The organism is Flavobacterium sp. GNP011 (assembly GCF_056428925.1).
Map to the genome: position 1 here is coordinate 1 of NZ_JBWJVJ010000004.1, position 16,729 is coordinate 16,729.

A 16,729-nucleotide genomic window follows, 5' to 3' on the forward strand; every position below is an offset into this window, starting at 1 on the left:
TTTTGCAATCATTTTTCTAGAATAGGGTTCACTCATGTTTACAAAACGAGGACCAAAACGTTCGTCATTTTTACCTCGTAAAGGATGCTCTGGTGTCATATTAATGTGATCTGTAATCATCACAATAGATCCCACTTTATAACTCGGGTTCACTCCTCCTGAAGCATTAGATACAATAAGTTTATCCACACCTAAGAACTTCATTACTCGCACCGGGAAAGTAACTTCGGTCATAGAATAACCTTCATAAAAGTGAAAACGACCTTGCATGGCAACTACTTTTTTATTGGCAATAGTCCCAAAAACAAGTGCTCCTTTATGACCTTGAACTGTTGAAACTGGAAAATTTGGAATTTCATGATAAGGTAATGTAAAATGAACCTGCATGTCATTTGTAAAACTTCCTAAGCCTGAACCTAAAATAACTCCATACTCTGGAGTGAAATTAATTTTTTCTTGAATGAAACTAACTGTCTCTTGTACTTGTTCCCACATAATCTAAAATTGTTTTATTGAAATTTTCACCCCCTGTTATAAATGAACTTTGTATAGCTAAATAAAAAAGCTGTTCTCTTGGAAAATATTCTTTTAAACGAACATAATCTTTTTCGGTAGTGATGATTTTATTATTTTGAGCTATTTTTTTAATTCCTAAAACTTCATTATCTGTAAAGTCATGATGATCCGGATAGGAAAGACAAATATCTCCCTCCTCTTTTACGGAGTTAAAAAATGATTCTGGCTTTGCAATACCAGCTATCAAAACTTTTTTCACACCCTTTAACGTATCTCTATCAATCTTACAATTATGACCCAAAAAATAAGAATCATAATTTATATAGGCAAAAAATAATTCTTGATGACCCGCAACTTTAAGCCTAGTTCGTATCCTGTTTTGTTCCTCCACACCTATACTTTCAGGACATTTTGTAACAATAACAATGGAAGCCCTTTGTGCTCCAGCTGATTGTTCCCTCAAATTTCCTGTGGGTAACATACAATCATCTATGTATAAATCTCCGTAGGCAGTAAGCAATATATAAAGTCCTGCTTTTACCTTTCGGTGTTGGTAAGCATCATCTAACAAAATAACATCGGGCTTTTGGGATGATTGCATTAACTGCTCAATTCCGTTTTTTCTATTAGCATCCACAGCCACTTGAATTGCTGGGAATTTACTAAAAAATTGATACGGCTCATCACCCAAAATTTTTGCACTAGTTCCGGCTTGCGCCAAAATGTATCCTGAGGACTGTCTTTTATAACCTCTACTTAGTGTAGCAACCTTATAATTATTATTTAGTAAACGGATTAAATATTCTATTTGGGGGGATTTCCCAGTACCTCCAACACTTAAATTCCCAACAGCAATAACTGGCACATCAAAAAAAGTAGCCTTAAGCAGACCCATATCATATAAAAAATTACGAATACTAGTAACCAAGCCATACAAAACGGCAAACGGAAACAGTATTTTTCGGAGTAATTTCATTTTACGAAAGTAGAATAAATTATCTTTGAAATAAAAATCTAGTACAGATTTCAGCAATTATAAAATATTTTTAAAATTTAAATAAAAAGAAATCTACTTCAATCCGTATCAAAAACATGAAAATCAAAGAAATAATATACGTACTCGAAGAAATGGCTCCCACTGCCTATGCCGAAGATTTCGATAATGTAGGATTACTTGTAGGCGATCAAGAGGTCGAAGCTAGCGGAATTTTAGTTTGTCATGATGCTCTGGTGGCTATTATCGATGAAGCTATTGCAAAAAAATGCAATCTTGTAGTGTGTTTTCATCCCATTTTATTTTCTGGATTAAAAAAGATAACCGGAAAAAACTATGTAGAACGTGCTGTTATCAAAGCTATAAAAAATGAAATTGCTATTTATGCCGTTCATACTGCTCTAGACAATCATCAAGAAGGTGTAAATAAAATATTTAGTGATGCTCTAGGACTAATCAATACAAAAATATTAATTCCTAAAGATCAGTTTATTCGAAAACTAGTCACTTACGCCCCGCTTGACAATGCCGAAACCGTTCGGAATGCTTTATTTGCAGCTGGCGCTGGCAACATAGGCAATTATGAAAACTGTAGTTTTAGCTCTACTGGAACGGGAACTTTCAGAGGCAATCAAAACAGCAATCCTGTAGTAGGAGAACGCTATGAACTTGTTCAAACCACTGAAGTCAAAATAGAAGTGACTTATGAAAAACATTTGGAACGCAAAATCCTTACTGCTCTATTTAACAGCCACATTTATGAAGAAGTTGCACATGAAATCTATAATTTAAACAATAAGCATCAAAACATTGGTTTAGGTATGATTGGTGAACTTACTAATCCCTTGCCAGAAAAAGAATTTTTAGAATTCGTAAAAGACAAAATGCAGTGTAGTGGCATCAGACATTCTAGCTTTACAGGTAATAAAATAAAAAAAGTTGCCGTTCTTGGCGGAGCTGGAAGTTTTGCTATCTCAAATGCAATTCAAGCTAGAGCAGATGCCTATTTAACAGCTGATTTGAAATACCATCAGTTTTACGAAGCGGAAAATAAGCTCCTTTTAGCAGATATTGGACATTTTGAAAGCGAACGCTATACAAAAAATTATATTGTAGAGTATCTTCGAAAAAAAATCCTTAATTTTGCAGTTATTTTATCAGAAGAAAATTCAAATCCAGTTAAGTACTTATAGAATATGGCGAATACAAAAGAATTAAGTGTTGAGGACAAGTTAAGAGCAATTTACGATTTACAACTTATTGACTCTAGAATTGACGAAATCAGAAACGTAAGAGGTGAATTACCTTTAGAGGTAGAAGATCTTGAAGATGAAGTGGCTGGTTTAAGCACACGTTCAGAAAAATTAAAAGGAGAGCTTGAAGTTATTGAAGACCTTATCAAAGCTAAAAAAATAGCTATTGATGAGCACAAAGAGTCTATCAAAAAATATACAAAACAACAGGAAACGGTTCGTAACAATAGAGAATTTAACTCTTTGACAAAGGAAGTAGAGTTTCAAGAACTTGAAATTCAATTGGCTGAAAAGCAAATCAAAGAAATGAAAGCTTCAATTGAGCACAAGAAAGAAGTAATTGCAGGCTCAAAAGAAAGATTAGAATCTAAATCGAATCATTTAAAACATAAAAAATCAGAATTAGATGCAATCTTAGCTGAAACAGCAAAAGAAGAAGCGTTCCTGTCTGAAAAATCTATCGAATTCCAAAACTTAATCGAGGAGCGTTTGTTAAATGCTTACAAAAGAATAAGAGGAAGTGTTCGTAATGGATTAGCTGTAGTTTCAATAGAAAGAGGTGCATCAGCAGGTTCATTTTTTACTATTCCACCACAAACGCAAGTTGAAATTGCTTCTAGAAAAAAAATCATTACTGATGAGCACTCTGGAAGAATACTAGTAGATAGCGTTCTTGCAGAAGAAGAAAAAGAGAAAATGGAACAATTGTTCTCAAAAATATAATACCTTTAAAGTCCCGATAACATCGGGACTTTTTTATGATGCGTAAATTATTTTATTTCATATTCACTAAGTCAATAGGATTATACATTAACATCCTTAGCTACCTATGGCCATCAAAAGCAACTCGTCTTGCCTATTCCCTTTTTAGTTCACCACGTGACGGAAAATTAAATAAAACTGCATTACCTGCTGTTTTGCAAAACGCAACTTCGGAAACATTTACTTTCCAAAATGAAACCGTACATACCTACACCTGGAAAGGCAATGAAACCGTGCTTCTACTTGTTCATGGATGGGAAAGTAACGCCTCACGCTGGGAGAAACTGTTACCATATTTAAAAAAATCTGGCAGTACAATAATAGCATTAGATGGACCCGCACATGGACTTTCTAGCGGCACTGAGTTCAACATACCACAATATGCAGCTTTCATAGATTTTATTGCAACAAAGTTTAAGCCACAATACTTAATAGGACACTCAATAGGTGGTAAAGCCTGCTTATACTATCAATCAGTTTACCAAAACAAGATGCTCCAAAAAATGGTGGTTTTAGGTTCACCTAGCGATTTTAATATCATACTTCACAATTATATTAATTTGTTAAGTCTCAATTCTAAAATTTTAAAATCATTACAAAGTCATTACCTCAATACGTTTCAAATCCATTTAGAACAATTTTCAGCTAAAATATTTGCATCCAAAATAACGCTTACAGGACTAATAGCGCATGATCAAGATGACAAAATTGTACTTTTTGAAGAAGGAAAAAAAATTGCTGCAGCCTGGAAAAATGCAACTTTCATACCCACTAAAGGATTAGGACACAGTATGCATGATGACGCATTATACAAAAAAGTGAGTCAGTTTCTTTTTGAATAAAACAGATATTATTTGGCGTGACCAAAAGAATCAAATTTTCCGCTATACTCAAGTAAAAACGATCTTAAAAAGTGATCTTTTTCGAAAAAAACATAAACAAAAAGGATTTTCACTACTAACCTTCTAACAAAGCTAACTAATTTGAATACTAGAACTCTTGGAGAACAATCCAAAATCGGTAGCATTTTCAAGATTTAGATTTTTTTACATTTCAAATTCATTACTTTTGCAAGATGGAAGATCAATTAAAACGCCTCAATAAATTCATTGGCGAAACAGGTTTTTGCAGCCGCCGCGAAGCTGATAAAATCATCGAAGAAGGACGAGTAACAATCAATGGTGTTGTACCTGAATTAGGGACCAAAGTAGCACCTAATGACGAAGTACGCATTGACGGCAAATTAATTCGTGAAAAAACAGAAAAATCAGTATATCTTGCCTTTTATAAACCAGTAGGCATAGAGTGTACCACAAACCTAGATGTACACAACAATATTGTAGATTATATTAATTATCCAAAGCGAATATTCCCAATTGGGCGTTTAGACAAAGCCAGTGAAGGTTTGATTTTCATGACAAATGATGGCGATATCGTCAATAAAATTTTGCGTGCGCGCAACAATCACGAAAAAGAATATACCGTTACTGTAAACAAACCCATTACCGATCGTTTTATAGAAAGAATGGGAAATGGTGTTCCTATTTTAGATACCGTTACTAGAAAATGTAAAGTAGAACAAATTAGTAAATTCACGTTTAAGATCATCCTAACACAAGGCTTAAACCGCCAAATCCGTAGAATGACAGAATATTTAGGCTATGACGTAACCGCCTTAAAACGCATTCGGATAATCAATATTTCGCTAGATGTTCCTGTGGGACGCTACCGTGATTTGACTGATGCCGAAATCAAAGAACTCAACGCCCTTATCGAGCCATCCAGCAAAACAGAAGAAGCTAGTTTACCAAAAGTAGAAACGCCAAGAAAGCGCACCGAATTTATAAAAAGAGATGATCCTAGGTTTAAGAAACGTGGGGATTATTAAAAAGAAAAGAGGATGTCTCAAAAAATATATTTGAGACATCCTCTATTTTTACTCCAAGAACAATATTACAATCTGCTTGTTTCATTTACCAATCGAATCGGCTGGTTATAGATCAACTTCATAAACATTACTTCAAGAAATGAGGTGTATTTTTTCCCTCCACATTCATACCACCATAAGGATTGGTATTTAATATCATTTTTTTCCATTTTATGGAACCATATTTTTTCATTTTTTACTAAAATTTCTTTGGATTCTGTAATGGTATAGCCATTCCCTGTCCAGCAAATTAATGGCTTATGGGATGCCGTTTTGATATAAATGAGTTTGTTTGACGTAGCTATTTTAAATACTTCATCATTTACCCAAATTCCTCTTTTAATATTGTATTCTGGATGCAGGTTTGTCAATAAATTATCATTTTTGGGGCTTTTTACTTCCAGACTAGTTATAAATAGTATTACAAAAGTCAAGATAATTGGAATCCTTTTCGATTGGAAATTGGCTACTTCGATTTCAGTCATTTTAGGTTTAAAATAGTTGATAATAACCACCATTGGAATCACTTGATATAACCCAAAACACAGTAAACCAACCAAATGATGTAAGGTATTTTCTTGAGTACAGCCTAAAATAACCAATGTCACAATCCTAAAATAATTTGAAATAATATTCAATGCGACCACAACAAAACAAAAAGTAACAATCGGAATAATTCCAAAATATTTATTTTGCTTTTTTTCTTCTAACGTTAATAAAATTGCTCCAGTTAACAAACCCGTCTTAAACATTGACAATCTCATACAAGCAGTATCAATTGTAATTTTGGCATTGTTGATATAAAAATTAACTCCTTCTATCCTATCCAGTGTCATAAATTTTTTTAAAGTTAAAAAAACCACATAACACAATCCTTGTTTGATTTCAGAAGTTAGATGCTCGAAAAACTTATTAAAAATTGTTGAAAACAACAAAATACAAATAAAAGCAACGAAGGAAAATTTTCCAGTAAAGCTGTAAAAAATCAAACATAAAAATAGAATTAAAGATAAGAAATGTAAAGATTGTGTATGGAGTCTATAGCTTACAAACTCCAAAACAAAAATCAATGCAATCAACAAATAATTAATTTTGAAATTCGTTTTTCTGTTTCCAAAAACAAATAAGAAAGCAGAAAAAACGATTCCGAAAAAATCATTGTCCAAACCAAAAAAGAGTACATTATAATTTATTGCAAAGAGCAAGCAAATTGCAAAAATCCCTAGTCCGATTTTATATTCAGTTAACAAATTGTACATTAGTTCAGCCTTTTTTGTTTTCTGTAATAAAAGAAAAGTGTCGTTAGCCCAATGATAATCAACAACCATTCGTGTGGTTCTGGAACAGCTCCATCATTATTAATTGAAGCATTTCCAAGCGTATTTACATTTTTTTCGATACCATTTTTCTTGTAATCTTCATCTGTTTCTAGAACAATAAGGGATGAAATTGGAGTAACTATATTGGCATCTTTAGCTAAATCTACAAATTTATTTTCCTTCAAAGAGTCATTTTGTATAGTTACTTGTTCTTGTAAAACTTTACCAAATGCATACATTCTATAAATATGATTAGATCCATTATTTTGAATTTTTGAATCGAATTCCGTTTCCTGAATGGAAATATTTGCAGGTTCAACATTAATAGTGTTTTCTACTGTCTTAAATTCCAAAAATTGATTTTGTTGAATTAATTTCAGACATTTATACAAATCAGTTTTCAAATAAGAAACCATTTTTTGCTCTTTTACAGTTTGCCAAAATGGATTCAAATTTTCTGAAATATTAATCACCTTTATATTTTTTTGGTGCGTATTTGCTTTTAATTTTTTTAGGTAATCCGATGTCTCTAATTCTTCAAAATTGGCAGAAATAGTACCGGATTTTGTGATGACCAAACTATTTTCTTTCAGACTATAAAGAGGCAATAACGAATAAGTCAAATCTTGGAATTTAGCAAAAACTGTTTCATAATTGGATCTGTTTATCGATTGTTTTTGATTGTTGTTCCAAACAAAACAGTTCCCAATTGATAGATTTACTATCTTTTCAATTTCACTTTTTGACCAACTACTATTCAAATCCAAAATAATTTCACTTGGTTTGAAAGCTATCTTTTGTTTTTGAATTTCGCTGATTTTATACGCTTTGTTTTTCCAGATAAAAGCAGTCGAAAATACTTTGTTGGTTATTGGTACTTCGGCTTCCCATGCATCTATCCCTTTTGATTCGTTGATATAAAAACCATTTTCTAATTCAAAATCTTTACTAGCTTCAAATTTTTCGTTTCCTACCATTTGAATTCTTGAAATGGTTTTGGCACCATTTGTATTAGGTCCTTTGATGTCCAAACTCACATATTTCATAGTATTATTTTCGACTTTTAATGGTGTTGTAAAACCGCATTTAAAAGTTCTTGGCAAATCATATCGTATTGGAAAAACACGAACCACTACTTTATTTCCCTCTCTCCATTGCATCAATGAAGGGTCTCGATATTCTACTCCTACAATTTGATTATAAGCTTTTTTTGCTTTTTCCTTAGTAGTCAAAACTCCCTTTCTCTCGATTCCATTTACCCATAATGACAAGGAAGTTGCTACTGCTCCTTCGGGAAGTTGAAACGAATAAATAGCCTCTTTGTCACCCCAACTTTTTTCTGAACAAGCAATATCCATAGTGATTTCGGTATATGCCAGACGATCATTTGCATAAATTTTTACGTCTTCTTTGATATTTTTTGTAAACAAATCTTTGCCATCCCACAATTGTTCCTCGGTTTCCAATCGTTTATCAAAATTAGATTTTAGAATATTGATCCTATCATCTGCACTTAAATCAAGTCTTGACGTAAATAAATAGGCAAGATTTATAATCGGATCATGTGTTTTTCTTTCATTAAATTGTTTGTTATTTCCAAATGAATTAAAACCTCTAAACTGAAAGAAATTATCAGAAGCAATGTAAACTACATCCTTTTTGAGCAGAATTTCATTAAAAAAATTAGGTTTTAGGTTCTGTGATATGGTAATGTATTGAGGTAAATCTGTATTTACTTTCTCAAAAGAATTGGTAATGGTATTTTGTGAAATCTTTTGACTTTCCCTATTTAAAACTGCTGTGAAAATTACAAAACCAATACAAACTATTCCGATTCCAAATCCAAAAGCAATGCTTTTTTTTCTGTTTTCCTGAAACTTATAAATCAAAATTACGGTGTGACATATAAGTACAATCATAGGTACAAGTCCATAAAAACCTAGTCCCAAAGCCAAAATTCCCATGATAGAAATTGGCGCAAAAGGAATGAGATAAATGGCATAATATAAAATAAGTAAATATGAAATTCCGTTTGAAAAATATAGCGCTATATTTAAATACTTATGTTTGAAGTTGCTGTAAATTGCAAAATTGGATAAGCAAAACAAGAAAGTAACCACATAAACCCAAATTGGTAAGTTTTCAAAAATATTAATAAAAACATTGGTGGAGAAGCAACCGATAAACCAATTAAGAAATAAAAAAGGAATAAGATGTTTGTGTTTTGCTTTGTCTTTTAATACTTTAAAAATAACAATCACACTATAAAGTAATTCAATTATAATATTACAAAAACAAAAGGCTTCAAAATTTTCAAAATCAAATTCGCTTCCTACTAGTGAACTTATGAGCAGTATAAAACTCAACAAAGTGACAACGATACTCGCTTTCACACCATTTTTATTGGTAAAATCATTAATTTTAGTTTCAATTTTCATTATTTTAGGTTTTTAAGTTTATAAAGTACTTTGTTTTTCAAAGTAAAAAGTTAAAAAAAAAGGGTTATTTAGATTTGAATAATTTCTCAAGACTATTTAAGTGCGAAACAAAAGCAGCTCTGCCCATATTGGTCACTCGGTACGAGGTTTTTGGTTTTTTACCCACAAATTCTTTTTTGATTTCGATATAGCCTGATTTCTCTAAAGAAGAAGAGTGGCTTGCTAAATTCCCGTCAGTAGTATTTAATAATGCCTTCATCTCTGTAAAATCGATCCAATCGTTTACCATCAATACAGACATTAATCCTAATCGGATTCGACTTTCGAAATCTTTATTTAATTTATCGATAATACCCATGATTATCTGTATTTTTTAAACATAATTGTTCCGTAAACGATGTGTAGAATTCCAAAACCAAGGGTCCAAAAAATCAATCCATATCCTAGAAAAAATAAAGATACACACCCAAGAAATAATTGAAAATATCCTAAATATTGAATATCTGAATACGTATACTTACCCGCGTTTACCAACGCTAATCCGTAAAAAAGTAAAGTAGCTGGCGCTAAAAAAGCGAAAAGACCATGATATATTAAAGCTAGACAAAAGACGCCTCCGACTGCTAAAGGAATTGCTAATTGCAAAAGCATCACTTTTGTGGTAGAAGTCCAGATTGGTACATTATTTTTTTTACTCTTTTTAAAAGTGAATAGAAATCCAGAAAGAAGAGCAAGAACTAAAATTACAATCCCCGCTACAATTAGTTTGTAAATCAAATCAACACTGTACACTTTGTCCAATCCATCAAAATAAGACATCTCGTTAGACTCAAACAAAAAAGCAGCATAACCCGCACCAAGTAACGCAAAGATTCCTGCAAAAACACCTGACAATCCGCTAAGGGAAATAAACCTTGAAGAACGTTCCATCATGGAACGAATGTGAACTAAATCTTCTTGAATATTTTGACTCATAATAAAAGTACTTTGAATTACAAAGTTAAAAATAAAAACGAGTAATTAAACATTTTATAAAAATAATTTAGACATTACTTTTTTAAACCTTAAAAGTGAAAACAAATCTCTTATTTACCAATGAGGCACTGAAAGAGAGTTATTACCAAAATCCACTTTTACAAATTCATTTCTATCTCAACTTTAAACCAAAAAAAAGCCCCAAAAATAAATTTGAGGCTTTCTATATAAAAATTTTATTTATTTCTCTTCATTTCCCTTGCCAAGAGTGTGTTTTTTAATAACATAGCAATGGTCATTGGTCCTACTCCACCAGGAACTGGGGTAATAAAAGATGCTTTTTTGCTTACTTGATCAAAATCGACATCACCGGTGATTACGTATCCTTTCTCGTGGTTTTCGTCAGGAACGCGGGTAATACCCACATCAATAACAACTGCTCCATCCTTCACCATATCCGCTTTTAAATAATTGGGAACACCCAAAGCTGTGATTATAATATCAGCCTGAATAGTAATTTCTTCTATATTTTTGGTGTAACTATGCGTAAGTGTCACTGTTGAGTTCCCTGGAAAACCTTTGCGTCCCATCAAAATACTCATTGGTCTACCCACAATATGGCTGCGGCCAATAACAACAGTATGCTTTCCTTTTGTTTCTACTCCATAGCGATCTAGCAATTCTAGAATACCAAATGGTGTTGCAGGAATAAAAGTAGTCATATCCAATGCCATTTTCCCAAAGTTCTCCGGATGGAAACCATCTACATCTTTACTTGGATCTACTGCCATTAAAACTTTTTGCTCGTCAATTTGTTTAGGAAGTGGCAATTGCACAATGAAACCGTCAATTTGCTCGTCTTCATTTAATTCTTTGATCTTTTTAAGCAATTCAATTTCTGTAGTGGTGTTGGGCATTTTAATCAAAGTAGACTCAAATCCTACTCTTTCGCAGGCTTTTACCTTACTTCCTACATAGGTTAAGCTTGCGCCATCATTCCCTACGATTAGGGCTGCCAAATGAGGAACTTTCTCACCATTAGCTTTCATTTTTTGTACTTCAACAGCAATTTCGCTTTTGATGTCTTCTGCTGTTTTTTTTCCGTCTAGTAGTTGCATTGTTGTTTTGTTTAATATAGTAAAGACAAAAGTCTTAAAATCATTGCGACTTTAAGACTCTCTTTTTAAATTCTTTATTTCATTCCTGGCATTCCCGGCATTCCGCCTTTCATTCCGCCCATCATTTTCATTAGGTTTTTTCCGCCAGGACCTTGCATCATTTTCATCATTTTGCTCATTTGGTCAAACTGTTTCATTAGCTGATTTACTTGTTCAATTTTGGTTCCTGAACCTTTTGCAATTCTTGCCTTTCTTTTCACGTCAATCACAGCTGGTTTACTTCTTTCCATTGGGGTCATCGAGTAAATAATAGCTTCAATGTGTTTGAAAGCGTCGTCTTCAATTTCAACATCTTTCATGGCTTTTGACGCACCTGGTATCATTCCTACCAAGTCTTTCATGTTACCCATTTTCTTTACTTGCTGAATTTGAGAAAGAAAATCATCAAAACCAAATTCATTTTTAGCAATTTTCTTTTGGATTTTTCTTGCTTCTTCTTCATCAAATTGCTCCTGAGCTCTCTCCACAAGGGAAACAACGTCACCCATTCCTAAGATTCGCTCCGCCATACGTACAGGATAGAAAACATCAATAGCTTCCATTTTCTCTCCAGTACCTACAAACTTAATAGGCTTATTTACAACTGTTTTAATAGATAAAGCAGCTCCACCACGGGTATCACCATCTAATTTTGTTAAGATAACACCATCAAAATTCAATCTGTCGTTGAATGCTTTTGCTGTATTTACGGCATCTTGACCTGTCATAGCATCTACTACAAACAAGGTTTCTTGTGGTTGAATCGCTTTATGCACGCGTTCAATCTCGTTCATCATTTCTTCATCCACAGCCAAACGACCAGCGGTATCCACAATGACAACATTAAACCCATTTGCTTTAGCATGTTTGATTGCGTTTTGAGCAATTTCAACTGGATTTTTATTTTCTGGTTCTGAATATACCTCAACACCAATAGAATCTCCAACTACATATAATTGCTGGATCGCTGCAGGACGGTAAATATCACAGGCAACCAAAAGAGGTTTTTTGTTCTTTTTAGTTAAAAGATAATTGGCTAATTTTCCAGAGAAAGTAGTTTTTCCAGAACCCTGTAATCCAGACATTAAAATAACAGATGGATTACCCGATAAATTAATTCCTGCTACATCGCCACCCATTAATTCAGTCAATTCATCTTTGACTAACTTAACTAATAATTGCCCTGGCTGAAGCGTTGTTAATACGTCCTGACCTATCGCTTTTTCTTTTACTTTGGTAGTAAAATCTTTGGCAATTTTAAAGTTAACATCGGCGTCAAGTAAAGCACGTCGAACTTCTTTTAAAGTATCTGCTACGTTTACTTCGGTTATTTTTCCGTGACCTTTTAGTATATGGAAGGCTTTATCTAGTTTTTCGCTTAAATTATCGAACATAATTCTTTTTCTCTTTAATTAAGGTGTAAAATTAATGATTTGGTATTGAAGTTGAAAAGGTATTAGTAATAAAAAAAGGAATGTTTTTAAAATTAACTGAATAAAACAAAAAGAGGCTGAAATAATCAGCCTCTTTAATTCAAAAAAAAAAAATAAAAAAATCAACTAAAATGAATTCAAGGTAAACAGTTTTACCTCTAGAAAGAGATTGAACTGTTGTTTTGATAAACGAATTTAAAAGAATAAAATCGAGATATTGAAGTCGCATCAGGAGATGTGGGTGCATCTTTATAATAACTTAAAATTTCGAATTTAGCATATTTACCATCGTGTGTTTTTACTACGTATACTTTACCTGCTTTGGCAGAAATAATATGCGATGTAGCATTATAATCATACCATGAATTAATACCCGAGGTAGGAAAGGAATAGGTTTTATCACCATCTTGAACAAATGTATTTGCAGCTGGAATAGCTGTAATACTGCTTAATGACCCTGTTACAATACTTACAGCTGCAACACCTTTTCTAGATGGCTCTTCGTTAAGACCAATCAATGAGCCTCCGTTAACAATTATTTTTGTCCCTCTAAAAGCGATATCCCAAACATCATTTGTAACAACTGCATTTTGAGAAAAACTAAATTTGGTGAACGGCCCTCCTTCTGGTTGTCCTTGACCACCTGTTTGTGGAGCTGGTAAATTTGAAACTGTTTTTGTCTCAAGTACTACTACTTTTTGTGGAGCATCATCCTTATCACATGAAATAAAGGTTGTCAAAATTGCCACAACTGCGATCGTAAAAAAAGAGGTTGAAAATGTGTTTTTCATAATAAAAATATTTAAAAGTGTTAAAAATTAAATTGTAATCTTGTAAAAAATAAACGCCCCGAAAGTGTGCTAATTTCTTGTGGATTTGTAAAATCAAAAAGATTGTTGACACCTGCTTGTAGCGTAAACTTTTGTAGCATTTTTTTTGAAGCGGAAATATTGATCGTTGTAAAAGCATTTACAAAGTCATCGTATTTATCTAAAACTTGATTGTTATTAGAATCCCATAAACCATACTTACTTTTATAAAAAACATGTAAATTGAAATCGGTTTTTAACTTTGGCACAGCATAATAAAACTTTAAATTTGCCGTATTTTTCGAACGATTGAATAACCCAAAATAATCAGCTTTTTTAATTTGGAAAGATTCTAATGTTACAGGATCTCGGGCGTAAACCGTGCCTTTTTCAACAGCTTTGACTACCGACTCGTCTTTAGCAATTAAGTATTGATAACCAAAAGAAACATTAAATTGCTTAGAATACGTATAAGTAGAATTGAATTCTAGACCATAAGTAAAAATTTTGTCAACATTAAAGTAACTAAATACGTTTTGTCCATTGTTTTTTTGTGCGGCAACTCTTGTATCGATGAGATTTGATATCGAATTGTAAAAAAAATTGGTCTCGACTTTTAATTTTTCCTTTTGATAAAAGCTCCCCAAATTTAGATTTACGGAACTTTCTGGCTCTAATGGATTTTCAAAACTAATTCCAGGTATTCTGTTCAGCAGCTGTCCTTGCTTTTCTAAAACATTTAATTGTGATTCTGCTACATTATATCCCAGCACAGTATATCCTACTGAGGAATTTGTAAAATCGAAATATAATTGTCGAAAATCAGGCGCTTTAAAACCATAACCTATAGATGTTTTGAAAGATAAACTAGGATTGACTTTGTAATTTACAGCAAATTTAGGGCTCCATTGAGAGGCAAACTGGCTATTATTGTCATACCGAATTCCTACCAAAAAATTGACTTTCTCCGTAGGATTAAAATCCAATTGTGAAAAAACATATTGAGATTGAACAGCCACTTTTGTAGCAAAATAAGTTCTATCTAAGGATTCATGATTGAAACCTGCACCTGCTATTATTTTATTTTTTTTCCAATTAAACAAGGCTCTAATTTCTGGACGATACAACCATTGATTGTAATAATTTTGTTCAAAAAGTATATTTTCAGGACTATTCAAGAAAGAATTATTTTTGTAATTTGTGGCATACAATTCATAATCTACTTGTACATTAGAACCCCATTTTTGTTCTAATTTTGAATGTAAATCCCATTCTAAAATTGTTGCATTACCAGCATAATTAATGGCATTTATGATCGTTTTATATTCTTGCAATTGATTGTAAAAACGTGTCCCAAAGGTAAATTTTACATTTTTTGAAAAATCCCAAAACACTCTGGGTTGTATAGTGGTGTTTTGATAAGGCTCTACTGTTTTTAATTCCGTTTTTGGGTCTAAATCATAGCCATTTGAGGAGAAGTAATTGGTGAAAAGTGTTGCCGAAATTTTTTCCTTTTTCCAATTCAAATTCAGATTTACATCATTTGTATTCCAACTAGCGTATCTAAAGGATCCATTTCCCGAAGCATTATTACGTGTTGGCTTTTTAGTAATAATGTTAATTACACCCGCTAAAGCTTCAGATCCATATAAAGACGAAGAAGCTCCTTTTACAATTTCTATTCGATCAATATTTCCCACACTTATTCGGGACAAATCAAATGTTCCTGCGCTCCTTCCTACAAGAGGAACCCCATCCATTAAAATTAAAATATATGCTGCATCAAGACCTTGCATTTGTAATCCTTCCACTCCTCCAAAATCTGATGTTAGATGAAGTCCTGTTTGTTGTGCTAAAATTTCATCCAATCGTGTTACGCCAGCCTTTTCTATAGTAGCCGCAGATATAATATGTGTAGGAAGTGGCAAAGTAGCAATCAATCTTTTTGTTCGTGTTGCTGTTACAACAACTTCATCTAAATGTTCCTGTTTTAAAGAATCAATTGACTGTTGACCTTGAGAGTAACACGCTAATGAGAGTAAAGGAAAGCCTATTTTTAATATTCTATTTAGAAGCATTCTTAATAATTTTTAGCAAATGTAAATATTATTTTTATTTATTCTAAATAAATATAGTATTTTTGGCAAAATTATTTAATCCTTAAAAAGTATTTATATGAGATCAAAAGTTTTCATTACCTCCATTGCATTAACTACAAGCTTATTAAGCAACAGTCAAACAGATGCTAGACAAAATGACATCGCAGCCATCAAGTCTATGTGCGGTTGCTATGAAGTTCAATTCAACTTTGCTGAAACTTTTAGTTATCCCAAAGATTCATCAGCTTATAAACCATCTGAAACAAAACATGAAAAAGCTTTAGAATGGGTTCAGCTTATTGAAGACTCATCTAATAAAATAAGCATGCAACATCTATTAATAGTGGGGCCTAATGAAAATGATATTGTAAAACACTGGAGACAAGACTGGCTATTTGAAAACACCGATTTTCTTAACTTTCAAAAAGATTTGACTTGGAAACACAGCTCAACACCTGCAAAAAATGTAAAAGGACAATGGACACAAAAAGTATATCAGGTAGACGACAGTCCTAGGTATGAGGGCTCATCCAGTTGGGTTCACGTTGATGGAAGTCACTATTGGAAAAATACCACAGACGCACCTCTACCTAGAAGAGAACATACCAAAAGAGATGACTACAATGTATTAAAAAGAAGAAACATACATGAAATAACTGCAACGGGCTGGGTTCATGAACAAGATAACGACAAATTGATTCGGAATTTAAATCAAAAAGACATTTTATTGGCTCAAGAAAAAGGTTTTGATGTCTATACTAAAGTCCCTGATGCCAATTGTAAAGTAGCCCAAAACTGGTGGAAGAAAAACGAGGACATCTGGCTCAAAATAAGAAATAAATGGAATAGCGTTTATGCCTCAAAAAAAGACATCAACTTGCACAAAAAAGTAGAAAAGAAGTCTCTTTTTTCTCTTCTATTTGACCTAAAACCTACTGCAAGTCAAGCAGAAATTGATGCTATCATAGATTCCTTTGTAATTAAATCTTAAAAAAATTATAATGCATACTTTACATTATATCTAGGTTTGCAATAACTATTTAAAAA

15 protein-coding genes are annotated in these 16,729 nt (G+C 32.7%); 5 read left to right on the forward strand and 10 right to left on the reverse strand.

All coding sequences use genetic code 11. The features are described 5' to 3' along the window. Positions 1–495, reverse strand: a 495-nt coding sequence (locus AC061E_RS04905; RefSeq protein WP_478285271.1) for a purine-nucleoside phosphorylase, incomplete at its 3' end; no start/stop codon positions are given. Continuing rightward, the gene (lpxK, locus tag AC061E_RS04910) at positions 467–1,492 is read right to left on the reverse strand and encodes a tetraacyldisaccharide 4'-kinase (protein ID WP_478285272.1); all 1,026 of its coding nucleotides are present in this window, start codon (positions 1,490–1,492) and stop codon (positions 467–469) included. The genes AC061E_RS04905 and lpxK, both read right to left, overlap by 29 nt. A gap of 116 nt (positions 1,493–1,608) precedes the next feature. Here lpxK and AC061E_RS04915 point away from each other — a divergent pair, with 116 nt between their 5' ends. The 4 genes from AC061E_RS04915 to rluF all read left to right on the forward strand — a co-directional run bounded on the left by AC061E_RS04915 (position 1,609) and on the right by rluF (position 5,413). After that, on the forward strand, positions 1,609–2,703 hold the full coding sequence (locus AC061E_RS04915) for a Nif3-like dinuclear metal center hexameric protein (protein WP_478285273.1): 1,095 nt from the start codon (positions 1,609–1,611) through the stop codon (positions 2,701–2,703). A 3-nt stretch (positions 2,704–2,706) separates the two neighbouring features. Beyond that, complete coding sequence (locus AC061E_RS04920; RefSeq protein WP_144893198.1) at positions 2,707–3,486, forward strand: zinc ribbon domain-containing protein; 780 nt, start codon at positions 2,707–2,709, stop codon at positions 3,484–3,486. A 35-nt stretch (positions 3,487–3,521) separates the two neighbouring features. Continuing rightward, positions 3,522–4,367, forward strand: a complete 846-nt coding sequence (locus AC061E_RS04925; RefSeq protein ID WP_478285274.1) for an alpha/beta fold hydrolase — start codon at positions 3,522–3,524, stop codon at positions 4,365–4,367. Positions 4,368–4,600: 233 nt separating this feature from the next. After that, positions 4,601–5,413 carry a 23S rRNA pseudouridine(2604) synthase RluF gene (gene rluF, locus AC061E_RS04930; RefSeq protein WP_478285275.1) on the forward strand — a complete coding sequence of 271 codons (813 nt, stop codon included), beginning with the start codon at positions 4,601–4,603 and terminating at the stop codon, positions 5,411–5,413. A 65-nt stretch (positions 5,414–5,478) separates the two neighbouring features. On the opposite strand, the gene xrtN is transcribed toward rluF, so the two are convergent. From xrtN to AC061E_RS04970, 8 genes are all read right to left on the reverse strand, one after another. After that, a complete protein-coding gene (gene xrtN, locus AC061E_RS04935) occupies positions 5,479–6,780 on the reverse strand; it encodes an exosortase N (RefSeq protein WP_478285276.1) in 1,302 nt (433 codons plus the stop codon). Further along, positions 6,711–9,209: an XrtN-dependent VIT domain-containing protein gene (locus tag AC061E_RS04940; protein WP_478285277.1), complete on the reverse strand. Its 2,499-nt coding sequence runs from the start codon at positions 9,207–9,209 to the stop codon at positions 6,711–6,713. The genes xrtN and AC061E_RS04940 overlap by 70 nt, the downstream gene beginning before the upstream one ends. A 64-nt stretch (positions 9,210–9,273) precedes the next feature. Continuing rightward, positions 9,274–9,567 (reverse strand): winged helix-turn-helix domain-containing protein, encoded by a 294-nt coding sequence (locus AC061E_RS04945; protein ID WP_086453423.1) that lies wholly within the window; start codon positions 9,565–9,567, stop codon positions 9,274–9,276. Positions 9,568–9,569: 2 nt separating this feature from the next. Then, positions 9,570–10,184, reverse strand: coding sequence for a hypothetical protein (locus AC061E_RS04950; protein WP_478285278.1), 615 nt, complete (start codon positions 10,182–10,184; stop codon positions 9,570–9,572). A 236-nt stretch (positions 10,185–10,420) separates the two neighbouring features. Then, complete coding sequence (locus AC061E_RS04955) at positions 10,421–11,302, reverse strand: bifunctional 5,10-methylenetetrahydrofolate dehydrogenase/5,10-methenyltetrahydrofolate cyclohydrolase (RefSeq protein ID WP_144893186.1); 882 nt, start codon at positions 11,300–11,302, stop codon at positions 10,421–10,423. Between the two features lie 74 nt (positions 11,303–11,376). Continuing rightward, positions 11,377–12,735, reverse strand: a complete 1,359-nt coding sequence (ffh, locus tag AC061E_RS04960; protein ID WP_478285279.1) for a signal recognition particle protein — start codon at positions 12,733–12,735, stop codon at positions 11,377–11,379. A gap of 197 nt (positions 12,736–12,932) precedes the next feature. Continuing rightward, positions 12,933–13,565, reverse strand: coding sequence for an HmuY family protein (locus AC061E_RS04965; RefSeq protein ID WP_478285280.1), 633 nt, complete (start codon positions 13,563–13,565; stop codon positions 12,933–12,935). A 20-nt stretch (positions 13,566–13,585) separates the two neighbouring features. Then, positions 13,586–15,661, reverse strand: a complete 2,076-nt coding sequence (locus AC061E_RS04970) for a TonB-dependent receptor plug domain-containing protein (protein ID WP_478285281.1) — start codon at positions 15,659–15,661, stop codon at positions 13,586–13,588. Between the two features lie 97 nt (positions 15,662–15,758). On the opposite strand from AC061E_RS04970, the gene AC061E_RS04975 reads away from it, so the two are divergent. Beyond that, positions 15,759–16,673 (forward strand): DUF6607 family protein, encoded by a 915-nt coding sequence (locus AC061E_RS04975; RefSeq protein ID WP_478285282.1) that lies wholly within the window; start codon positions 15,759–15,761, stop codon positions 16,671–16,673. Positions 16,674–16,729 lie beyond the last annotated feature (56 nt).